Below are 23677 nucleotides of genomic sequence, written 5' to 3'. Positions count from 1 at the left end.
AGTGTGAAAGAAAAATATATCTCAGTATGAAAACAATACATTCTAATCCGTTTCAACAACTACATGCAGCAGAATCCTGCTGCCAAGCCCAGTATGTATCCCCATCTGTATCTTCACCTCATGCCGACTCTTGCTGTGCCCATCATCATGCCGATGGAGTGTCCGGTAAATGGAGCTCTCTTGTTTCGGGGATGTTGTTGTTGGCAGGTATCGTGATGAGCTATATCCAGCTAAGTTGGTTTCAGGGTACAATCCAGTCTGTGTGGTATCTGCTTGCCTTTATGCCTGTAGGTTTGCCGGTGTTGCATGCTGCTTGGCACAGCATGCGTGACAAGGATTTTTTCAATGAGTTCACTTTGATGCTCATTGCTTCAATCGGAGCTTTCTGTATCGGTGAATACCCCGAAGCTGTAGCTGTAATGTTACTCTATACAGTAGGGGAGATGTTGCAGCATGGAGCTGTGGAACGTGCTACTAAGAATATTGGAGAACTGCTGGATGTCCGTCCGGAACGTGCCCAGGTATTCCGGAATGGAGCTTTTATCGAAGTGGCACCCAAGGAGGTGCAGGTAGGTGAGCGCATCGAGGTGAAACCGGGAGAAAGAATACCGTTGGACGGTACATTGATAAACGAATCGGCACTGTTTGATACTTCGGCTTTGACAGGTGAAAGTATGCCTCGTTCTATTGAGGTAAACGGTGAGGTGCTGGCAGGCATGATTGCCTTTAACCAGAAGGTTGATTTAGAAGTGAAACGTCCTTACGAGCAGAGTGCATTAGCTCGTATTCTCTCTTTGGTTCAGGAAGCATCCGCACGGAAAGCTCCGACAGAACTGTTCATACGGCGTTTTGCCCGGATTTATACGCCTTTGGTGCTATTCCTTTCGGCACTGGTAGTTATAATACCTGCAGTGGTGGAATGGTTAGCTCCTTCTTTCGATTATGTATTTGCCGACTGGCTTTATCGTGCACTGGTTTTCTTGGTGATTTCCTGTCCTTGTGCCTTGATCATCAGTATTCCTTTGGGATATTATGGTGGAATCGGTGCTGCTTCCCGTGCGGGTATCCTTTTTAAAGGAGGTAATTATCTGAATGCTATCACAAAATTAGACAGCATTGCTTTTGATAAAACCGGAACATTGACTACCGGGCAGTTTGAAGTAGCATCTGTCCAAGCTGCTACCTTGAAGAAAGAGGAATTGCTTGCAATCATCGGAACGGCTGAACAGAAGAGTACTCACCCTATTGCACAAGCCATTCAGCAGTATGTGCGGGGGCAGCATATTTCCTTACATTCGGCCTTATCCATGCAGGAAATAGCTGGATATGGTGTGGAAACCATTATTGATGGAAAAAATGTACTGGTAGGGAATCCACGACTACTTTTGATGCGGAAGACGGTAGTACCATCTAAGGTACTTGAATCTGAAATGACGGTTGTCGTATGTGCTATAGACGGAGTATATGCCGGAGCTGTATGGTTGGCTGACAAATTGAAAGAGGATGCGGTACAAGCTATCCGGTATCTAAAGGAATTAGGCGTAAAAGATATCCATCTGCTATCAGGCGACAAGCAATCATTAGTGGAAAAAGTGGCTCGCGAACTGGAAATTCCGCAGGCACATGGTGACTTGCTACCTGAAGACAAAGCTACCTATATTCAGAAGTTGTCATTTCATGCTACTCGTACTGTAGCTTTTGTAGGCGATGGCATGAACGATGCACCTGTATTGGCTCTTAGCAATGTAGGTATTGCCATGGGTGGTCTAGGGTCGGATGCAGCCATTGAAAGTGCTGATGTGGTAATTCAAACAGACCAACCATCGAAGGTGGCTACAGCCATTGAAATAGGACGTGCCACACAATGTATAGTATGGCAGAATATCATTGGGGCTATCAGCATGAAAGTTATCATTTTGTTGGCAGGGGTCTTGGGATACGCTTCATTATGGGGAGCTGTTTTTGCTGATGTAGGAGTGGCTTTATTAGCTGTGTTGAATTCAATCCGTATTTTGGCTAAAAAATTTAAATAAGATGAAGAAAGCAAAGTATCAATGGCATCCCATTCCGGGCATGCCTTTGACAGAAGTTGATAAAAAAGTGATGTATTGGGAAAAAAAGGCAGACTGGTTCCCTCACGAAAACTCATTAAATTGCCGGAACAAATTGAAGGAATAAGGAAAAGTGGACTGTTGAATACAGCTGTATTGGATTGTGTGGAGGAAAATATTCGGGAAGGTATCAGTACCGCAGAAATAGACCGTTTGGTGTATGAATATACCATGGATCACCAGGGTATTCCTGCAACATTGGGGTATCACGGTTTTCCGAATAGCTGTTGTATTTCGGTTAATGAAGTGGTGTGCCACGGCATTCCTAATGAGAATCAGGTGCTCCATGAAGGTGATATTGTAAACGTAGACTGTACAACGATAGTTAACGGTTTTTATGCAGACGCTTCACGGATGTTTATTATTGGGAAAACCTCTTCAGAAAAAGAAAAGCTGGTACGTGTTACTGAAGAGTGTCTGAAAAAGGGAGTGCAAGCCGCTCAGGCGTTTACTTTTTTGGGTGATGTAGGTCATGTAATAGAGTGCCATGCCAAGCGCAATGGCTTTTCTGTAGTTCGTGATTTTTGCGGTCATGGTGTAGGAATACAGTTCCACGAGGAGCCGGAAGTGTTGCATTATGGTAGAAAGAGCTCAGGTATGCTATTGGTTCCTGGTATGACATTAACCATAGAGCCGATGCTTAATATGGGTACTTGGAAAGTCGTGATGGATCAATCAGACGGATGGACTGTTTATACAGAAGACCGCCTGCCGTCTGCACAATGGGAGTATACCATTTTAATCACAGAGTCAGAGCCCGAAATTTTAGCCCACTGACAACAATGATGATAAAGAAAGAGTAACTCCATAAGAATTACTATAAGGAGTCTCTTTCTATATTAAACTCAATATTTACACCTATGTGGTATTGTCTTTCTCCTAATTTGTCAATACCTTTCGTTGTTGACATTGGCATTCAGGACATACCCCTTTTATGGTATAATTGATGTTTTCGATTGCATAGCCATTGGGAAGGCTGATTATTGGGATTTTATGCTCTTTCATACAGAATGTTCTGTTGCAAGCTTCACAATGGAAATGTACATGTTGCTCTTCTATAGGACAATGTTCCACCGTACTTCTGCAAATCTCATATTTGGTTGATCCGCTTCCATCTTCAAATGAATGAATGGCATGACGTTTCAGGAGTACAGCCAATGAACGGGAAATGGTAGACTTGTCCAATGTGTCAAGCATAGTCTCAAGTTCAAGCAGAGAAACAGGATATTCCAGTTCGGATAATTTACGTAGAGTTAGGATTCTTGCCGGGGTCGGACGTAGTCCCCTGTCCAGCAGTCTGTCTTCACATTGCTTTATTGACATGGATATGAATTTTTAAAGTTCAACAATCAGTAAAGCTATCAAGTGGAAAAGGCGGTATTTTATACCGCCTTTTCCATGCAGTATTCTTTATCTGTTTTAGCACTGCAAAAATACATTTTTTTATTTGCAATCTTGTTGCAAATATGTTTAGAAATAACATTAATTATTGAATTACAGTTTTTTATCGAAACAACAAAAAAACATGCAACAAGATTGCAAATAATCCGCTCTAACTTTGCCGATAAAAGATAAAAATCAAACATTAAAATATTGATATGAAACTTTCTGATTTAAAAAGGGATGACAAAGGAATCATTACGAAAGTACTCGGTAGAGGGCCTTTCAGAAAGCGCATTATCGAGATGGGATTTGTACAGGGACAAGAAGTGGAGGCTGTCCGGAGTGCGCCTTTGGGCGATCCTGTCTATTACAAGGTGATGGGCTATAATGTTTCTCTTAGCAAAAGTGATGCAGAGCTGGTGGAAGTTGTAAGCATGAATGAATATCAACACGAATATGGTACAATAACAGACACGGAGTCACAGGTTAATACACTTACTACTCTGTCACACGAAGATTTTATTCGATTTGCTAAAGACAGAGGGAAAACTATCAATATCGCACTGGTCGGTAATCCGAATTGTGGAAAAACATCTATGTTCAATTTTGCATCTGGAGCGTATGAGCATGTAGGCAATTACAGTGGAGTCACGGTAGATGCCAAAGAAGAGGTGTTCACCCAGGACGAATATACATTTAAAATCATAGATCTTCCGGGAACTTATTCCTTGTCCACCTATATTCTGGAAGAACTATATGTCCGTAAATACTTGAAAGAGGACTAGCCAGACATTGTTGTCAATGTGATTGACACATCGAATCTTGAACGGAATCTATATCTTACCAGCAAGTTGATTGACATGGATACCCACATGGTCATTGCCGTGAACATGTATGATGAACTTGAGAAGAAAGGCGACAGGTTCGACTATGTATCTCTGGCACGGATGATAGGTGTACCGATTATACCCACTATCGGTAAAACCGGTTTCGGCATAGACAGCTTGCTGAAAAAAATCATAGAAGTGTATGAGGCAAAGAACCGCTGACGCGCCATATACACATAAACTATGGCAATACGCTGGAAACGGAAATTGATAGAATGCATAAGGAATTGAAAATCTACGGGAACGTAGCCGAGCGTTTTTCCAAACGTTTCCTTGCCATCAAACTATTGGAAAAGGATGTGGAGATAGAAAGAATGGTCAAGAGATGGGGGAATTATTCCCGGCTGATGGCAGTGAGGGAAAAGGCTATAAACACCATTCAAGATTTGTTGCAGACTGATTCGGAAACCGCTTTCACAGATGTCCGTTATGGCTTTATATCAGGAGCACTCCGGGAGACTTATCATGAAAATCCCATGCATAAAAAAGACAAAACAAAGTTGATTGACCATATTGCCACCAGCAAGTTGCTTGGTTTTTCTCTGTTCATTTTCTTCCTATGGCTCATGTTCGAAGCCACTTTTGTCATCGGAGAATATCCTAAAGGATGGATCGACTCCTGGATGAGCTGGATGGAACAACTGGTACAGGAGAATTTTGCTCCCGGTCCGTTGGCGGATTTGCTGACTAACGGAATTATAAACAGTGTGGGCGGTATCATTGTGTTCCTGCCGCAAATTCTGATTCTGTACTTTTTCATATTACTGATGGAGGATTTCGGATATATGGTACGGACAGCATTTATTATGGACAAATTGATGCACAAAATGGGCTTGCATGGCAAGTCGTTCATTCTGCTGATTATGGGATTCGGATGCAACGTATTGGCTGTAATGGCTACCCGTACCATAGAAAGCCGGAGTAGCCGCATGATAACCATGCTGGCTGTCCCTCTGATGAGTTGCAGTGCCCGTCTGCCTCTCTATGTATTAATATGCGGAACTTTTTTTGCGGAATATGCGGGAACCATGCTTTTAGTCTTATGCCTTACAGGTATTACAGCTGCGGTATGCATGGCCAGATTGTTCAGAAAGTTTTTATTCAAGAACGAGGATGTTCCTTTTGTAATGAAACTGCCTCCTTACCGGATGCCTACTACACGCGCCATCTGTATACATATGTGGGAAAAAGCCAAACAGTATCTGCATAAAAGGGGAAGTGTCATTCTTGTAGCTTCTGTCATCGTATGGTTTCTTGGATATTATCCCCATCATTCTGAAAAGCTTGATGCCCTCGACAAAGAAATCAGCCGGATAGAACAGACAGAAAAAGACTTTTCAACAAAAGAACAGAAGATAAAGGAATTGACTGCCTTCCGAAACTTGAAACAACAGGAAAATTCCTATATCGGCAGAATAGGTCATTTTATAAGTCCGGTGATGAAACTGTTAGGATTTAAAAAAAAACACCTTATTTTATTCCGTTTTATAATGTGAATATTTGTTCTTATTTCCTTTTAGATACACTATATACAAATTATATGTTCTATTTCTCTTCTTAATATTGTTAAAATTGAAAAGTTCGTGTAATTATAAAAACAAAAAGAGCTTTAATGTATAGTAAAATTTGATTGTCAATCAGCTAAAAGCACTACATTATCAGTGCAATTTATCAATACAAGATGATTTAGTATTAGTGTCACTATATACTAATAAGTTTTTTATTTTGCCTTTTCAGATATTGCACTTATTGATGTGAACATTATATAAATTTACAGTCGGTATCATTATGTGGTTAAAGTTAAAAATATGCTTCGGTTATGCTATTTTAGTTTTACTGTTAGCTTTCATTGTCTATCAGTTCCGCAAGGAACAGGTACTAAGACACATGCTGCGCAAAGAAGAGAAGGAGTTGGCAGCGATACATAGTCTAGCAGAAAAAAGTTACATAGGCCTATTGGATCTTTCTACTCATGCGGAAATTGCCATAACATGGGATGACAACGATTTGAAGAACTACAGTTATAAACGATATGGGGTTTGTGACAGTCTGCAACTCCTAAAGGAGTATGTCCATACTCCCTTACAAAAAAACCGTATTGACTCATTGTGTCTTCTTCTTTGGAATAAAGAAATTCTTCTTTCCAAGACAATGCATACTTTCAATGAATTGCAGAGTATTGGCGATATTGTACAGGAAAGTATCCCTTCCATTATTTTGACTGCTGGGAGACAAGCTGTGCAGCAAAAGAGGAATATGGTCTTGTTTAAATCCGGTACGAGAGATAGTTCTAAGAAGGGAATTTGGGATATTTTTCCATTAAAAGAGAATAAATTTGCCTGTCAGCGACAGAAGGAAGATGGCGAATGTAGGCATTGCTCTTTGTTCATTGTCCCTTCAATCGGAATGGCAACATGTATGCTCCACTCTCTGTCCTTGGAACAGGCTGAAAGATTAGTGCAAATACAGGCACAGATGGACAGCTTATACGTTGGCGGCATGGAACTGAACGAAAGGATGAACAGCATAGTCTCTGAATTTGAACGGGAGAATAACGAACGTTTTGCTGCACGCTACAGAACCTTTGTCCTTGAACGGAATAATTCCTACTATGTGGTAGCCGGCTTGGCTTTGTCTATCTCTTTACTGGCAATTGTATTGTATATCCTCATTCACCGGGATTTGAACCGTCGTCTTCGGTATGAGAGGGAATTTGAACAGTCCGACAATCGGAATAGAGAATTGCTCCGTTCACGTAAGGAGCTGATGGCCTCAGTGGCCCATGACCTGCGTGCTCCGCTGGCAGCTATCAGAGGCTGTGCGGAACAGTTGTCTTCGGAAAGCGATGGTAGTTGCAGGGTCGGTTATCTGGACAATATCCTGCATTCGTCCGATTATATGCTCGCTCTGGTAGACACGCTGATGGAATATCACCGGATGGATGAAGGTGGGACGCACTCCAAAAACACACTCTTCAGCTTGAAAACTCTGTTTGAAGAAATAGCGGACAGCCACCGTCTTGCCGCCCGGCAGAAAAAACTTGCGTTCACTGCATCTTTCTCCGGTCTGGATGTTATGGTCAACTGTGACAGCTCGCATATCCGGCAGATAGTCGGCAACCTGCTGTCCAATGCCTTGAAGTTCACATTTCACGGGAAGGTGTTTCTTGAGGTGGAATACCGGCCGGGAAATCTTCATATTTCTGTCCTGGATACGGGTATGGGAATAGGCCTTGAGGAGAAAAAACGGATATTCGGAGCTTTCGAAAGGCTCGACAATGTGCGTAATATCCCCGGCTTCGGGTTGGGGTTGGCAATCACGGCCCGACTCGTATCCTTGATGCAGGGGCATGTGGAAGTGGAGAGTGTACCCGGTGAGGGCAGCCGTTTTTCTGTTTTCCTGCCTATGCTACCGGCCGGACACCCCGTCTGTCCGGAAGAGAAGTTTTCTCCTGTTTGTGAATTGCCCGTTGATATCCGTGTGCTGGTCATTGATGACAACCGTATCCAGCTGGGAGTCATCAGTAAAATGCTTTCCCGTAATCAGATTCACTGTGACTGCTGCTCGGATGTCCGGGAGTTGATGGATTGTCTGAACAAACAGAAATACGACCTTCTGCTGACCGACATACAGATGCCCGGTACGAATGGCTTCTCGGTCCTTGAGCTGTTGAGGACCTCGAACATTCCCCGGGCATGGGAGATTCCCGTCATAGCCATCACGGCACGTTCCGATAAAAAGGGAGAGTATCTTACCGCAGGTTTTGCCGACTGTCTGTATAAGCCTTTCTCTGAGGAAGAGTTGCTGGCGGCAGTTTCACAGATGGATCGACCTGCTTTTGCTGCCATCATGGAAGGAGAGGAAAACGTGGAAGAGATGCTGGACCTGTTCATAAAGGATACCATGGGTGAACTTGCCGGAATAAGGGACGCTTTTTCCACGGGAGATTATAAGAAGTTGGGAAGTATCATACACAAAGCCGCGCCGCTTTGGGAAATGATCCGTATAAACATTCCCCAAAGTGAACTGAGGGAAATGGCTTCCATGCCTTCCGAAAAATGGGGTGGCTTATCGGACGAAAGAATAGAGGAACTGATTAAAGCTGTGGAACATGCTGTAGAGAAAGCAAAAAGAATAAAGAAAAGAGTATATGGAAACTGTATTGATAGTAGAGGATGACCGTGTGTATGCACGTGCTACCACAAACTGGCTGGTGAAAAATGGTATCAATGCTCGTTATGTATTATCCGTGGACAATGCAAAGGAGTTTTTGGACAACCATGATGTGGATCTGGTATTATCGGATTTTCGTCTCGACAACGGCAATGGCATGGAACTGCTGGAATGGATGAATACACATGGCTATCGTATTCCTTTCCTCATCATGACAGGCTACGGGGATATACCCGGTGCCGTGGAAGCGGTTAAAAAAGGTGCCGTGGACTATCTGCCCAAACCTGTGCAGACAGAAAAGGTACTCGGTATTATCCGGAAAGCATTGGAACGTAAGAGAAGGGACGGCAATACAAAACAAAGATTCTATACAAGCAAAAGCCCTTTGGCATTGAGATTGCAGGAGCATATCCGGCTGGTGGCTCCGGTGGATACGTTAGCCGTGCTGATACGTGGCGCATCAGGGACAGGCAAGGAGTATGTGGCCCGGCAGATACATGTGTTGAGCGGTCGGTCGGATGCTTCTTTCATCGCAGTGGATTGCGGGGTACTTCCGAAGGAACTGGCGGCATCGGAACTGTTCGGTCATGTGAAGGGTGCCTTTACCGGAGCGACGGAAAACAAGACGGGCATGTTTGCCGCCGCCAACCATGGGACACTGTTTCTGGACGAGGTGGGTAATCTGAATGCCGAAGTACAAAGGGCACTGTTGCGTGCCTTGCAGGAAAAACGCTACCGTCCCGTAGGCGGTAAAGAGGAGATTCAGACGGACATCCGTCTGGTAGCTGCTACCAATGAGGACCTGGAGAAGGCGATAGCCGAAGGACGTTTCCGGGAAGACCTGTTCCATCGTCTGAATGAATTTCCGTTGCATGTACCATTGCTGGCAGAGTGCATTGAGGATATTATCCCGTTGGCGGAATTCATGCTGGATGCCGCCAATCAAGAGTTCTCAAGGAAAGTGAAAGGCTTTGACCGCGAAGTACAGAAACGGTTGAAATCTTATTCGTGGCCGGGAAACATACGGGAACTGAGGATGGTTGTCAGACGGGCCACCTTATTGGCTAAAGATGACTGGATAACCACCGGGGAGATAGACATTCCCGATAAAGGCAGGCAACCGGGAGAGTATTCACTTAATGACGAGCGGATGGAACGGGCAACCATTCTGAAAGCATTGGAGGCAACGGGCAATGACAGGAAGGCTGCCGCACGGCTGCTGGGCATCAGCCGGAGCACGCTTTATCTGAAACTGAGGAAGTATCGTCTGGATTAGAATATGTCCGAAATTCGGACACATCATGTCCAATCCACAATGCTTTTATGTACACATCATTTTTACTGCTTTCTATATGGTTTATTTCCAATGTTTTATCTGTGTACTGTTTCAGGCATGGCACTTGTCTTTATTCCGGCAGGATGAGTGGAGAGTTGAATTGTGGAACCTAAAAACATGATACGATGAAGACATTGGTGGAAACCTCTCTTTTTAATCTGTTCGCCTCTTATACAAACGGTGCCGGACCTGCGCTAGGTGAGTTGCCGGCTGCCTATGACGATTTCGTGAACTGCCTTGCTACGCTTTCACCGGCAGGGGACCTGACGGGACAGCTACGTTGTCTGAACTACACAAAAATAGAGCTGGCCTTTATGCGGCAGGCCTGCAACGGAATGGCTGAAGATTGCCGCAATATCCTGTATGACGTGTTTATCGACAAGACGTTGGCGTTGCTGGATGCGGAAGCGGAAATACTGAAGGAGATGCTTCGTCATGGTACTGTGTCTGCCGGATTCCATGCGGAAGCAGTGCGGGGAAGCGGAAGCAAAAGTTCCGTCACACTGACATGGAACGGTACGGACAGCGACCTGATTGAACTGGTGGCCGCACTGATGGCAGCCGGTGCGATAGGTACGGCTGAAGGCCGGAATTTGAAAATTGTGGATGTTATCCGCGTTTTCGAGGAAGTGTTCCGTCTGAAAATCAATGCGCTGTACACCAAGCGTGGCAAGGTGTTCGACCGTTGTACGGACACCACTCCGTTCATCGACTCCCTGCGCAAAAGTTATAACCGGATGCTGGACGCACGGCTGGCGTAAAGGTTGTACGCCAACAGCCGCCAACGGATGACTCGTATGTATGAGGTATTGCAGATTGGCGGCTGAATGTTTTTCTTTGTCGCCGGTTATCATGTCTAAAAATACAAGCTATGTCAATCCTGAATGATATTTGGAACCGCATTGCCCGGAAACCGGACAGGCGGAAAGCGGCGGTAACGGAAACTTCCGGGACGAAAAACCGGGTATATGCGGTGGTTACGGAAGAGGGCGTGATACTGTTTTCCGACACCCCCAAGGGTATGAAGGCACGGAACAGCTATCTGCAACATCTGGCCGACGGCTTCTTCAACGTGACCAAAGTACCCGAAACTTTGCGGATATATGAGATTGACCTGCCTACCAAACGGGTGGCCGGGCTGGCGGACAACTGCATCGAAAAGCTGTCCAAAGCGGATTTGCGAAGCACAGACGCACAATTGCGCAGGTCGGTGGTGAACTTCACCTCCGACAAGTTTGCGGATAGAAGTGTGCTGGACGGTGGGGTGTGCAGGGCAAAGTTCGACCTGCGGCCCGATTTCCATAACTTCGACCGGCTGACAAAAGAATTCGGTTTGGGTATCTCGCCCCGGAACTATGATGTAGCGTCATTGCTGTATATTTCGGAAAACGGGTACGCCGGGATTGTTGCGGCAGACAAGGTGCATCCGTTCAGCTATGAGTATGAGTTCAGGGAACTGGCGGAGAAGCTGGGAGACAGCATGAGGGCACGGATGAACGCGCCTTTGTCGGCACACGACTTCGGCTATGCGGCCTTACAGAAAGAGGCAAAGGAGATGGCGGCGGATTTGTTACAATCGGAGTTCCATATTACGGATGGAGAGTTCAGGTTGGGCGCACGGATAAGCCGAATAGAAAGGATGGAAATGTCACATCCGGTGTCGTATCCGCATTCGGAAGAGGAACAGACCGGCGGGTTACCGGAAACACACTACAGGCAGGAAGCTCCTGAACAGCGGATGTCTGACAGCCAACGGCAGGTGAAGCATGCAGCTTCCATTACCCCACAGAAGAAGGAGAAGAAACAATTAATCCTATAGAATCTATGGAAGAAAAGAAAAAGCAAGCGGTGGAAAGCGGCAGTCTGTATATGACATTGGACGCCTTTTACAGACCCGTGTATCTGAGTATGCGCGGACAGGGGGAAGAGGGATTTTCCCGTTATATCAGTAACAACGTGCGGTCTCATACGACCCGGTCGGGAATTTATTCCCGACCACTGAATGTTCCGTTTCGACTTTAAAGACAAAAGTCTGATTCCTCCCATATTCGGTACGGACAATGCGGATTATCTGGAACAGCTCTGTCCTGTACTGGAACGGGAGAATATATATCCGTTGGGGGTGGTGAGACTCCGGGATGCGGCATTCTGTGAGGAACGGGGGATTGTACATCTGTCATTATCAGCGGAACATACGGATTTGCTGGAAAATGAGGATTACAGGCGGCTGCGACATCGTTTCGGAATGAACGGGGATGTGATACGCAGCGGGCTGGCTGCTTTTCCCACCTACATGTCGGTGGAACACGGGCGGAAGGTATTGCTGTTTGACAAGACAGACGGTGGGGACAGGATGCTGGATGAGTTTCTGAGTGGGCTGGCCGAACGTTTTTTTGACGGCAAGCGGAAACCTGAGAGTTTGAGGTTTTATGAGGTGGCTCCGCTGAATGCCGCATGCCGGGCAAAAATAGGTGACGGGCAGACGGTTTCTTCGGATATGGTGAGATATGGGATTTGTGTGGCATGTTGCGACATGGCACCTACGCTGAGGAACTTTAACAGGCTGAGAAAATTGCAACGGCAGCCTATGCCGCTGACCGGAGAACAGGAACGGATAGTCTCGTCACTGGTGGCACGACCGGATAATGTACGGTTCCCGAACGTGGAAATGAGGGTGCGGATTCCGGCAAAGAGAAAAGGACAAGGAATGAACATTTAATTTTTTGATGAATGGAAAAAGAGAATACGAACAGTGGCAGTGTGTATGTCACAGTGGACGGACATCTCAACCCGGTGCATGTCAGTATGAAAGGTACGGGTGAGGAAGGTTTTCTGGAGTTTATGCTGGGAGATGTGGAGAAGGCGCTCAAGGAAACGGAAATGCCTACCATGGGCATGATGTACTATAATGTGCCTGATATGAGGATTATTCCGCGTTTGCGGGAAGGGAATAATGATGATTATCTGCGAAGACTGGAAAAGGCGATGGACGGACATGGGATTAAGCCGCATAGATACCTGGCTCTGTCGGAAGTGGTGTATTGCCTGTGAAAGTACATGGACCCGCTTTCAAGGGACGAGAACTATCCCCGACAACTTACACCGGAGATGTGGCGGGAGATAAAGTCCGCACCACCCGAAGTGATAGCGGAGATGCAGGATGATTTGAAGCATGGGAACACGTATTATACAGGTGTTGAGACGGGTAAAGGGGTGCTGCTGTTCGGTAGGGATTACGTAGGAAACCGTCAATACGGGGATTTTATGGCAACGAATATAGAGAAGCGTTTCTTTGAACCGGACTTTGAGGAAAAGTATCTGAATGTGTATGAGTTACGGGGATGGCCTTCATTGATGGAAGGGAAAGTAAACCGCTGTTGCGATGATTACGGCTGTTTGTTGCCGTTGGAGAAGATTCCGGCAGATGCTTTTGTGGACAAATCGGCATTGAAAAGTATAACGGACAGTGAGCGTTATGATCTTGCTCCTACATGGGAGAACTATTATAGGCTGACTGATTCCGGAAAGGGGCTGGGCCTTACTCGGAGTCCGTATAATTATGACTGGATGACACTGCTGTATATCATGGATAAAGGCTATCCGAGAGACGGACTGATAGATGAATACCCGGACAACTTCAGTTTTTACGATAAATTCGAGAAGATAGAAAACAAACTGCTGGGCCGCAACAGATGGGATGTGTATGATGTGATGCAGGAGAAGGCGAAGAAACTGGCAGGGAAATTGTTGAAAGAGCACTTTTCGGAAATACGGCGGAAAACAGACGTAAAGGAAAAAGAGCATGTGAAAAAAAATAAGGGTATAAAGATATAGGGTGATAAAAAATGGCAGGGGAAACCCCGTTACTGTTTGGATGCAGATAACGGGGCTTTTCTTTTTATTTTGTGGTAGCAGTAACCTTAGTTTGAATTTTTTCAGTTTTGTAAATGACATTTTGGCGGAAATAAGCAGTCATAATAGGTATAATTATGGAATGAAAATATGGAAGGAGTAGAAACCGATGGCTGGGTTACGGAAATGGTTAGATATGTTATCTGTCCGGATGAGGATATTTGGTATATTTGGAGTGACAATGCACGCCAACGGATGACTTTAATTTTGAATGTTTTGTCAAGTGTGGAAATATGCTTTTATTTGCTTTGTAAATAGTGAAATTATAAATCAAATTGTTATGGAATTAGTTGTTATAGAGAAACATGCGTATTTACAGTTAAAACTGCAAATAGAGAGTTTATCCGCCCAGATTGAATCCGTTAAAAAGAAAATTGGTCCGGTTGAAATGGAAAAGTGACTGGATGCCCAGGAGGTCTGTCTGGCTTTGAATATCTCCAAACGAAGTTTGCAAGGCTATAGGGAGTACGGGATTATTCCATATTCTTGTATAGGCGGCAAATATATGTATAAAGAGAGTGATTTGGCCAAAATATTAATTCAAAAAGAAAGATAACATATGGACGGAGTAATCACAAGGCAGTCAGAAGAGTACATAATGATGATGAGGATGCTTAAGAAATGCTCAAAAGAGATACTTGAATTTCAGGATTTGCCTGTTCCTATAGCTGGTGAGGTCTATATGACCGGTGAACAGATATGTGGCATGTTGCATATCTCAAACAGAACTTTGCAAAAGTTACGTGATGAACGGGGGATAGCTTATACTGTCATAGGGGGTAAGTTCCTTTATCCTCTTTCTAAATTGCAATTGTTATTGGAAGAAAATTATAGAAATTATATTCGTTAAATCAAGTGGATAATTTGTATTTATGCTATTTTTTTGCTACTTTTGTAAAAGTAAGTAAGAGTGTAACAGGAAGAAAGTTGCAGCATATACGCGGTGAATTATTCGGTGTCATAGGAGCAGAGGCTTTTGGTAAGATACTGATAATGAATAGGGAAATTAAAAGTTAATCGTTCCCTGTCTCTCCGCTGAATTAACCGGAAAAAACGGACAGTAAACACACAAGTCCCACAAATCCAATGATTTGTGGGACTTTTTTTATCCCCTTATGCCTGCCTTAAAGTATTTATCTATTAAAAACTTAATCCTACGAAGCAGGTCAGAAAACAACATAAAAAAGGCCATCTATCCCAGACAGCCAATCTTTTGTTAACCTTAAATCTAATACTATGAAAAACACATTACAAATGTACATGTTTTCCGCTAACCTCCAAACCGGCAGCGGTTAATATTATATTATATAACAACCCTTAATGCTCATTAAGGCTTTATCAGCGAAAACGCAACGTGCATTTGCTCCCAACGCATCATCCGTTTGCCCGGTGTGCATTATGCATCCGGCACAGATGGATGATGCGTTTTGCAAATCCGTCACATCAACAGTCAATTCTAAAATAACCATTACAATGAAAGCAACCCTAAACAAAGGAATGAAACTCTCCGCTGAAGATGTCAGAGCCTGCCTTCAGCACCGCTTGCACCGTAGCTTGAACTATATACCTCATGCTGCGCTCCCGCTACATCTTTCAGAGCCGCTTGAAAAGCGTGGAACGCTGCCGTCTCACGCCAGCCAAGGTGCTGGGCTACTTCAAGGAGGAAGGGGAGGAGTTGGGGGGAGGAAGTAAATTGGTTAGTTCGGATGGAAAAATTCGTATATAATGCATAAGCCGCATCCGTCGAATATAATGAAAGGAGATGTGATGAACAATTACTAACTTATATTCGTGAGAATAGACTGATTGAGAAATATTAATAAAGTAAAGAACAAAAGATAACAAAATAGTATAGGACAGTTAAAGTACAAAGGACATTTCGGTAGCGTGGAATACGGTGAAGAAGACAATTGCTTGTTTGGCAAAGTTCTTGGTCTTAAAAAGGATTGTATTACCTATAAAGGTGAAATCATTAGTGAATTGAAAAGTAACTTTGAGGGTGCTATCCTTCATGGCATGGCAGCCGCCAACGTCTCTCCCATTCTAACTTTGCAACATGTTTTATTAATAAAAATATGCAAAATAGAGAATGTATTTCTAATACATTCTGATTATTTTAGTATATTATTATATAGGGTGGTGGAGGATGAAGTGAATCCCTCTTCCGCCACCTTATTTATTTCATTAATTTTTAGCCGATTCTAACTGTTTATTTGTATTCCCCTGGCTTCTCCCTTACCTTTGTTGTGTTATCGAATTAAGAATAGACAAAGATGGAAAAAGAAATGAGCCCCATGACAACGGAGATACTGAAGAAAGGTTATCTCCTCTTCCCCATTCCCCGCCGGTATGCACGGTTTGGTGTTTCTTTGTGGGATATGCCAGACCTGGATAATGGGAATGTAGACACGCATTGGACGTATGGCGGTTATGAGTATGTGAGTAATCAAAACTCCCATCCAACCGCCTGCGATGCTCCATTCGCTGGAAAAGGAAATGTGGCCGGTTGTGCGGCCAATCGTGCGTCATCGTTGCAGGTAGCGGATTTTTTGTTCTTTATTTGCAGAAAGGTTATGCGGAAGTATTCCTGCAGGGCTCGGATAGTAGTGAATCCCGTTGTGTTTTAAAGTGTTATTATTTGTAGACAGTTAATGTCTTTTGTTGTCAGATTCATTGATTTTTATTCTCTTTTCGTATATTTGCGCCCATTAATTAAAGATTGTCACACGACTATTCTGAAAAAAGTGTGATATTCTGATAGCATATTTATAATAGGGTTATTCCTGATTTTACACTAAACTGGATAGGATTAATGGAGAATTTGAATGCAGTGATTACGGGAGTTGGAGGATATGTTCCGGACTATGTCTTGACTAATGATGAAATATCTAAAATGGTGGATACCAATGATGAATGGATTATGGGGCGCATTGGTATAAAGGAAAGACGCATTTTGCATGAGGAGGGGCTTGGAACTTCATATATGGCTCGTAAGGCTGTGAAACAACTGATGCAGCGCACAAAGACCAGCCCGAATGACATTGACTTGGTTATCGTAGCTACTACCACTCCCGATTATCACTTTCCTTCTACCGCGTCCATCTTATGTGACAAATTGGGCCTGAACAATGCTTTTGCTTTTGACATGCAGGCTGTTTGCAGTGGATTTCTGTATGCAATGGAGGCGGGGGCGAATTTCATACGTTCCGGAAAATATAAGAAGGTTGTCATAGTAGGAGCTGATAAGATGTCATCGGTGATTGATTATACAGACCGCGCTACCTGTCCTATTTTTGGTGACGGTGCTGCTGCTTTCATGCTGGAACCCACCCGGGAGGATATGGGAGTAATGGATGCCGTATTGAGAACAGACGGGAAAGGTCTGCCTTTTTTACATATCAAAGCGGGAGGCTCCGTATGTGCTCCATCTTACTATACACTGGACAATCGGATGCATTATATTTATCAGGAAGGACGTACAGTCTTTAAATATGCTGTGGCCAATATGGCGGATGCTTGTGAGGCAGTCATGGAGAGGAATCACTTGACGAAGGAGGACATTGACTGGGTGATTCCCCATCAGGCAAACATGCGTATAATTACTGCTGTTTCGCAACGCTTGGGAGTATCTCCCGAAAAGGTAATGGTCAATATAGAACGGTATGGAAATACAAGTGCCGGCACGCTTCCATTGTGCGTATGGGATTTCGAGGATAAGCTGAAAAAGGGGGATAAACTGGTTTTTACAGCATTCGGAGCAGGATTTGCTTGGGGGGCTATTTACGTGAAGTGGGGATACGACGGAAAAGGTTGAGGCTCTCTGATAAGATTTAGGTTGTTTGTTTTTTTTCTGATACAACTTTTAGTATCTTTGCGAAACAGCAGTTTTTTATTGTGACAGAAAATTGCATGTGTTTTGTTAACCATATAGAAAACTAAAAACAATCAGCGTATTATGAACCAGGAATTATCCATGAGCCCCAATCTATTGGTGGCTGCCCTTCAAAAACCGGCTTCCGAGTTTACGAAAGCAGACATTGTTTCCTATATAAAGGAGAACGACATTCGTATGGTGAACTTCATGTATCCTGCGGCAGACGGGAGACTGAAGACACTGAACTTTGTCATCAATAATGAAGCATACCTTGATGCCATACTTACATGTGGTGAACGCGTAGACGGTTCCAGCTTGTTTCCGTTTATAGAGGCCGGTAGCAGTGATTTGTATGTAGTGCCGCGTTTTCGGACTGCTTTTATAGACCCTTTTTCTGAATTGCCCACACTGTCAATGCTCTGTTCTTATTTCAATAAGGATGGTGAACCGCTGGAAAGTTCTCCGGAATATACCCTGCGTAAGGCATGTCAGGCATTCACTACGGTTACGGGGATGGAATTTCAGGCTATGGGAGAATTGGAATATTATGTCATTTCTGAAAATGACGGATTGTTCCCGGCTACCGACCAGCGTGGTTATCACGAATCGGCCCCTTATGCCAAGTTCAATGATTTCCGTACGGAATGTATGTCATATATTGCGCAGGCAGGCGGACAGATAAAGTATGGGCATTCTGAAGTCGGTAATTTTACGCTGGACGATAAGATTTATGAGCAGAATGAAATAGAATTCCTGCCGGTGCGTGCCGAGGAGGCTGCTGACCAATTGGTGATAGCAAAATGGGTTATCCGTAATCTGGCTAGCCAGTATGGATATAACATTACTTTTGCACCGAAAATCACGGCAGGAAAAGCCGGTTCCGGATTGCATATACATATGCGTATCATGAAGGACGGGCAGAACCAGATGCTGAAAGATGGGGTACTCTCTGAAACAGCCCGTAAGGCCATTGCGGGCATGATGAAGCTGGCTTCTTCCATTACGGCTTTCGGTAATACAAATCCTACTTCCTATTTTCGTCTGGTTCCTCATCAGGAAGCACCGACCAACATTTGCTGGGGCGACCGCAACCGTTCGGTATTGGTACGCGTTCCGTTGGGCTGGTCGGCAAAAACGGATATGTGCATGTTGGCAAATCCGTTGGAGACCCCAAGTCATTATGATACTACACAGAAACAGACGGTGGAAATGCGTTCGCCTGACGGTTCGGCCGATTTGTATCAATTGATTGCCGGACTTGCTGTAGCTTGCCGTTATGGATTTGAGATAGACGATGCTTTAGGAATTGCAGAAAAAACATATGTCAATGTAAATATCCACAAGAAAGAAAATGAAGATAAGTTGAAACAACTGGAACAGCTTCCTGATAGTTGTGCCGCTTCTGCCGATTGCTTGGAAAGACAGCGTGCTGTCTTTGAACAATACCATGTGTTCAGTCCTGCAATGGTTGATGGGGTTATCTCTAAACTGCGTTCTTACGAGGATAGAACCTTGCGTGCAGAGATACAAGACAGTCCGGAGGAGATGCTGAAACTGGTCGAGAAGTATTTCCACTGCGGATAGGAGAAGAAATGAGGGCATAACTCGCCGCAGGTTACACAGATTGCTATAGAATTTCTGATAATCAGGAACTTTTATCTGTGTTAATCTGCGGTGATTGTGTATTTTGACACCTCTCCATTATTCCTTTGGCTTTGAATACTGGTTCTGCTTTTTGTATTTCCGATTCGAAGCCGAACCAATAACCATTTTGGGTATTGTCGTCAATGGGTAGAAAACATAAGCGGAGGCTTTCTTTGTAGTTTCCATAGATGACTTCCCAATATTCCGGTGGCATCTGGCGCTTGGTCTTGACTTTCTCTGCTGGTTTTTTCTTTAATGACATGCCAGCCTCTATCCAGGCAATGGTGACCATGATTTTATAGGCCGGATAATGCATACTGCAGAATTCATAGAGTACGAGACCTCGCTTTTCCAGGCTCATGGGCTGGTCTATAAGATTTTTATCGATTAAAAATTCCAGAAAGCGACGTAGGAAGTCGTTGTCATCCAGAATCAGCTTGCGGGTGATGGCTTGCCAAGCAGTTGTGTTATAGAATCCATCCAGAAGACGTGACAGTTGCCGGGCTGTTTGAAGCTCGTTGACACTGATTTCATTTGTTTGAAGCACTTCATAAGGGGGGAGAGGAGAATATCGGATGCCCAGTTCTTCCGCTCTTCTTCTCATTTCTGTGCCGGGAAGTAACTTCAGGGATTCAAGCTGTATCTCGCCGGCATTGTATCCGGCAAGTGTACGCACATCTTCAAATATTTCGGATAGGCGGTATAGAGGCAAGCCGGCAATGAGGTCGGCGTGTGTTTCCATATTGGGTAGGGAACATAGGAAACGAAGACCTTGCAGTGAGTCCTCCAGGCTTCCCATCCGACGGCTTTTTTGGAGGACCGGTTCGCGCAGGCTTTGAATACCGGCCTCGAGATGGAGCAATCCTTTAGGTAGCTTTTTCAATTCATTTTTCAGCTCTTCGGATAATAGTGCAGGGTGTATTTCTAAGTGAAAGCATATGTCCGGGTTGAATTCCAGGAAAAGTTGCAGTAATTCTTTAGCACGGCGCGGATTATAATTAAAGGTCCGGTCGAGGACGCGTACGTTTTTTATTCCATGGCTGTGGATAATTTGAAGGCGTTCACGGATACTTTCAATGGACAGTGTGCGCACCGGTTTTTCTTCACCGCTGACGCAGAATGCGCATGTGTTGAAACAGCCTCGGGTAGTCTCCAGTTGTACGAATGGTTTGCTCCAGTTGAAGAAACTGCTGTTTTCCGGCGGTACGAGTCGGGAAAAGTTGAGTACACGGGCTATGCCGTTGTCTATATATTGCTTTTGAGGATTCATATAGCAAAGCCCCGGAATGCTGTCCCATTTTTCCGGCTGGTTCCAGCAAGACAGCCATTGGGGGAATGCTTCTTCTCCCTCTCCCCTGAATACACAGTCGATGAAAGGGTTTTTATGCAGAAAGTCTTCATTGTTTCCTAAGAATTCAGGTCCGCCCAAAATGAAGCAGCTATTGGGAAGCAATGCTTTTAATCTCGCCGTGATGTGCAACAGTTGTTCGTGGTTGAACAACCATGTCGTTGCGGCAATGATGTCGGGTTGGTGCCGGTATATTTCGTCGACAATCATTCCTACGTTTTCATTGATGGTGGCAGATACGATTTCCCATTTTACGGAATTGTTCTTTGCTATTTGTGCGTGCAGTGCAGGGAGTGCCAACGAAGAGTGTGCATACGAGCTATTGAGGTCTATCCAAAGAATTTTCATGTTTAATTGAGTTTCATCTTTGCAAAGATAACTGATTTTGCTTTTCGTATAAACAAAAAGGGTTATATTTGCATGACGGAAATCGAAAATAGTAGAGTGTTGGTATAGAATGTTTTTTGAAAGATGAAATATTTCTTTTGTATTCTTATTTCTATAAGGTGATAAAGGGTTATCTTATCACTGGCTTGATAAAGTAAGGAAGGAAGTGCTATTAAGTGTGATTGATACAGAATGCAAAATATCGGAATAAGTTTCCAGCTATTTTGAACATTTTGAGAAAGTAAACTCTTTTGTACAAGAACTGGTTTAGGTAATTGATTCCTTCCTATGATGTAGGGATACTCTGTGAGGAGTATCCCTACAATTTTTTACATTGATTCCACGTTGCCTCCCTTTGAGGGGAATTGTTTGGACAATAACAAAAAAGAGGAATATTCTTTCGAATTTCCTCTTCTTTGCGGGTGGCAGATGGGACTCGAACCCACGACATTCAGAACCACAATCTGACGCTCTAACCAACTGAACTACAGCCACCATGTTAGTGCATTTCTTAAATGCGGTGCAAAGATAGGGATAATCTTTAATATTGCAAAGAATGAGACGAAATTTTTTGAGATTTCTGCATTATTTTTTCTTCTCGTAGATATCTATATTGTGCTGCTGGAGCAGCTTTCGAGAGCTTTTGACGAAGATTTCCAGGTGTTTACGAGCTTCCGGAGTTAAATGTTCTGTAGGAAAACTGGCAGGATAAAGAATGTAATTTTTTTCTTTAGTAAGTTCCGGCCGGCCGGTCCAGACCAGATTATATCCACAATAGGAAACACGACAGTATGGAAAAGGCAGAGGATTGGAGTCTGGCAGGGGCGTCTGACTCTGACCGATGTAAGAGGGACGGATGGGTTGGGGGAGAGGATGTTTCTCCAACTGCAAAGTGAAGATGAGGCCGCCGTCAGTGTTGGCCTTGCTCATATTGGAAATGAAGTTTCCCAAGGAATAGACTATGATGTGCTGTTCGGTACCGTTGGTACGTAGTTCCATTGGTTGAATGACGTGAGGGTGTGAACCGATAATATGTGTTACGCCTTGTTGGAGCAACCAGTTGGCCAGTTCGCGTTGCTCACGGTTGGGAAGGGACTGATATTCCTCTCCCCAATGCATGCAGGCAATAATGGCATCCGGTTGGCGTGCCTTGGCACTTTGGATATCTTGCAGGATGGTATTCTTATCAATATAGTTTACGATATTGGGAGAGGTAGCCTTGATACCATTGGTGCCGTAAGTATAGTTGAGTAGGGCAATGCGAAAGCCGTTTCTGTTGATGAACAGGGGATAGCGTTGCCTGCGCTCCGACAGATTCTTGTAGGTGCCTGCGTAACGAATACCGGAGGAGTCGAGCAATTGTATGGTACGCTCCATCCCCTTTTTCCCACGGTCCAGACAGTGGTTGTTGGCTGTCAGTAAAATATCGAATCCGGCGTCCTTTATGGCTTGAAGATATTCATCGGGGGCGCTGAACATAGGATAGCCCCGATAGGGCTTGCCCCCCAATGTGACTTCCAGATTTCCTATGGCGAGGTCTGCCTGGGATATTTGCTCTTTTATGAGGGAGAAGCAGGAGGAGCAGTCATATTTTCCTTCAGATACATGTGCTGCGTCTATTTGTGCCTGGTGCTGCATCAGGTCACCGACAAATAATAGCGTAATCCTTTCCTGGGAGGAAAGGGTTACGCTATACAGTAAGACAGTCATGAAGACGACGAGCGTTTTCATGACGTTGTTATTGGTAGATTGCTTTCTTGCCGGCAAGCAATGTATTCTTCATAAGGGAAACGATGGTCATCGGACCTACGCCTCCCGGTACGGGGGTAATGAATGAACATTTAGGAGCTACTTCATCGAATTTCACATCACCGGTCAACTTGAACCCGGATTTCTTGGAGGCATCGGGCACACGGGTAGTACCTACATCAATAACGACAGCACCTTCCTTGACCATTTCCGCCTTAACAAAGTTCGGTTGTCCCAACGCAGCAATGATGATGTCCGCTTCCTGGCATTCCTTTACCAGGTCTTTGCTGCGGCTGTGGCATACGGTTACTGTGGCGTCGCCGGGATAAGCTTTCTGCATCATCAGGGCAGCCATGGGTTTGCCGACAATGTTACTGCGTCCCAATACCACGCATTTCTTGCCTGAAGTTTCTATCTGATAGCGCTTCAGCAGTTCAAGGATACCGTTGGGGGTAGCGGATACATAGCAGGGAAGACCAATGGACATCCGTCCCACATTGATGGGATGGAAACCGTCCACATCCTTACGGTAGTCGATGGTTTCAATCACCTTTTGCTCAGAGATATGTTTGGGCAAGGGAAGCTGTACAATGAAACCGTCCACATCTGCATCCTCGTTCAATTCGCGTACTTTGGCAAGCAGTTCCTCTTCGGTAACGTCTGCCTCGTAACGGATAAGGGAGGACTTGAATCCGCAAACTTCGCATGCTTTTACTTTGGCGGCAACGTAGGTTTCGCTACCTCCATCGTGTCCTACAAGAATGGCGGCCAGATGCGGGCGTTTACCCCCACGAGCCACTATTTCGGCTACTTCTGCTGCAATCTCTTGCTTTACTTGCTCTGAAATTGCTTTTCCATCAATCAGTGTCATAG

Annotated in this window: 19 protein-coding genes, 1 tRNA gene and 2 pseudogenes; 17 read left to right on the top strand and 5 right to left on the bottom strand. The window is 44.5% G+C overall.

Going from position 1 to position 23677, the window contains the following annotated elements; all coding sequences use genetic code 11:
* Positions 1 to 26 precede the first annotated feature (26 nt).
* Both H1A11_RS09660 and map read left to right on the top strand, forming a co-directional pair.
* Complete coding sequence (locus tag H1A11_RS09660) at positions 27 to 2033, top strand: heavy metal translocating P-type ATPase (protein WP_117667436.1); 2007 nt, start codon at positions 27 to 29, stop codon at positions 2031 to 2033.
* Between the two features lies 1 nt (position 2034).
* A pseudogene (map, locus tag H1A11_RS09655) lies at positions 2035 to 2888 on the top strand (type I methionyl aminopeptidase).
* Positions 2889 to 2990: 102 nt separating this feature from the next.
* Here the strand turns inward: map and H1A11_RS09650 are convergent.
* The gene (locus H1A11_RS09650; RefSeq protein ID WP_060386398.1) at positions 2991 to 3434 is read right to left on the bottom strand and encodes a Fur family transcriptional regulator; all 444 of its coding nucleotides are present in this window, start codon (positions 3432 to 3434) and stop codon (positions 2991 to 2993) included.
* A gap of 275 nt (positions 3435 to 3709) precedes the next feature.
* On the opposite strand from H1A11_RS09650, the pseudogene feoB reads away from it, so the two are divergent.
* The 15 genes and pseudogenes from feoB to H1A11_RS09575 all read left to right on the top strand — a co-directional run.
* Positions 3710 to 5847: pseudogene (gene feoB / locus H1A11_RS19735) on the top strand (ferrous iron transport protein B); the annotation flags it as partial.
* Between the two features lie 322 nt (positions 5848 to 6169).
* The gene (locus tag H1A11_RS09640) at positions 6170 to 8560 is read left to right on the top strand and encodes a hybrid sensor histidine kinase/response regulator (RefSeq protein ID WP_181758063.1); all 2391 of its coding nucleotides are present in this window, start codon (positions 6170 to 6172) and stop codon (positions 8558 to 8560) included.
* Positions 8532 to 9830: a sigma-54 dependent transcriptional regulator gene (locus H1A11_RS09635; RefSeq protein ID WP_060386403.1), complete on the top strand. Its 1299-nt coding sequence runs from the start codon at positions 8532 to 8534 to the stop codon at positions 9828 to 9830. The genes H1A11_RS09640 and H1A11_RS09635 overlap by 29 nt, the downstream gene beginning before the upstream one ends.
* Before the next feature lie 185 nt (positions 9831 to 10015).
* Positions 10016 to 10651 (top strand): RteC domain-containing protein, encoded by a 636-nt coding sequence (locus H1A11_RS09630; RefSeq protein WP_060386404.1) that lies wholly within the window; start codon positions 10016 to 10018, stop codon positions 10649 to 10651.
* A 110-nt stretch (positions 10652 to 10761) separates the two neighbouring features.
* A complete protein-coding gene (locus H1A11_RS09625) occupies positions 10762 to 11709 on the top strand; it encodes a DUF6047 family protein (RefSeq protein WP_117742427.1) in 948 nt (315 codons plus the stop codon).
* A 183-nt stretch (positions 11710 to 11892) separates the two neighbouring features.
* Positions 11893 to 12609, top strand: coding sequence for a DUF6047 family protein (locus H1A11_RS09620; protein ID WP_060386406.1), 717 nt, complete (start codon positions 11893 to 11895; stop codon positions 12607 to 12609).
* 11 nt (positions 12610 to 12620) lie between these two features.
* Entirely contained in the window at positions 12621 to 12941 is a 321-nt protein-coding gene (locus H1A11_RS09615) for a hypothetical protein (RefSeq protein WP_060386407.1), read from the top strand.
* Between the two features lie 6 nt (positions 12942 to 12947).
* Entirely contained in the window at positions 12948 to 13724 is a 777-nt protein-coding gene (locus tag H1A11_RS09610; RefSeq protein ID WP_224207122.1) for a DUF6047 family protein, read from the top strand.
* A gap of 478 nt (positions 13725 to 14202) precedes the next feature.
* Complete coding sequence (locus H1A11_RS09605) at positions 14203 to 14358, top strand: helix-turn-helix domain-containing protein (RefSeq protein WP_082709332.1); 156 nt, start codon at positions 14203 to 14205, stop codon at positions 14356 to 14358.
* A gap of 3 nt (positions 14359 to 14361) precedes the next feature.
* Positions 14362 to 14652 (top strand): helix-turn-helix domain-containing protein, encoded by a 291-nt coding sequence (locus H1A11_RS09600; RefSeq protein ID WP_060386410.1) that lies wholly within the window; start codon positions 14362 to 14364, stop codon positions 14650 to 14652.
* A gap of 720 nt (positions 14653 to 15372) precedes the next feature.
* On the top strand, positions 15373 to 15528 hold the full coding sequence (locus tag H1A11_RS09595) for a hypothetical protein (protein ID WP_252195214.1): 156 nt from the start codon (positions 15373 to 15375) through the stop codon (positions 15526 to 15528).
* A gap of 161 nt (positions 15529 to 15689) precedes the next feature.
* The gene (locus tag H1A11_RS09590) at positions 15690 to 16007 is read left to right on the top strand and encodes a hypothetical protein (RefSeq protein ID WP_181758062.1); all 318 of its coding nucleotides are present in this window, start codon (positions 15690 to 15692) and stop codon (positions 16005 to 16007) included.
* 68 nt (positions 16008 to 16075) lie between these two features.
* Complete coding sequence (locus H1A11_RS09585) at positions 16076 to 16429, top strand: hypothetical protein (RefSeq protein ID WP_117600362.1); 354 nt, start codon at positions 16076 to 16078, stop codon at positions 16427 to 16429.
* Positions 16430 to 16614: 185 nt separating this feature from the next.
* Positions 16615 to 17616: a beta-ketoacyl-ACP synthase III gene (locus tag H1A11_RS09580; protein WP_117600361.1), complete on the top strand. Its 1002-nt coding sequence runs from the start codon at positions 16615 to 16617 to the stop codon at positions 17614 to 17616.
* Between the two features lie 141 nt (positions 17617 to 17757).
* The gene (locus H1A11_RS09575) at positions 17758 to 19260 is read left to right on the top strand and encodes a glutamine synthetase family protein (protein ID WP_181758061.1); all 1503 of its coding nucleotides are present in this window, start codon (positions 17758 to 17760) and stop codon (positions 19258 to 19260) included.
* 61 nt (positions 19261 to 19321) lie between these two features.
* Here H1A11_RS09575 and H1A11_RS09570 read toward each other — a convergent pair whose 3' ends face one another.
* The 4 genes from H1A11_RS09570 to folD all read right to left on the bottom strand — a co-directional run bounded on the left by H1A11_RS09570 (position 19322) and on the right by folD (position 23675).
* Positions 19322 to 21016: a B12-binding domain-containing radical SAM protein gene (locus H1A11_RS09570; protein WP_138345561.1), complete on the bottom strand. Its 1695-nt coding sequence runs from the start codon at positions 21014 to 21016 to the stop codon at positions 19322 to 19324.
* 460 nt (positions 21017 to 21476) lie between these two features.
* Positions 21477 to 21550, bottom strand: a tRNA-His gene (locus tag H1A11_RS09565).
* A 90-nt stretch (positions 21551 to 21640) separates the two neighbouring features.
* Positions 21641 to 22786, bottom strand: coding sequence for a CapA family protein (locus H1A11_RS09560; RefSeq protein WP_181758060.1), 1146 nt, complete (start codon positions 22784 to 22786; stop codon positions 21641 to 21643).
* 7 nt (positions 22787 to 22793) lie between these two features.
* Positions 22794 to 23675, bottom strand: a complete 882-nt coding sequence (gene folD, locus H1A11_RS09555; protein WP_009038180.1) for a bifunctional methylenetetrahydrofolate dehydrogenase/methenyltetrahydrofolate cyclohydrolase FolD — start codon at positions 23673 to 23675, stop codon at positions 22794 to 22796.
* Positions 23676 to 23677 lie beyond the last annotated feature (2 nt).

The sequence above is a fragment of the Bacteroides sp. CACC 737 genome, assembly GCF_013874375.1.
Lineage (GTDB): Bacteria > Bacteroidota > Bacteroidia > Bacteroidales > Bacteroidaceae > Bacteroides > Bacteroides uniformis.
This window is presented reverse-complemented; position numbering and strand designations above follow the sequence as displayed.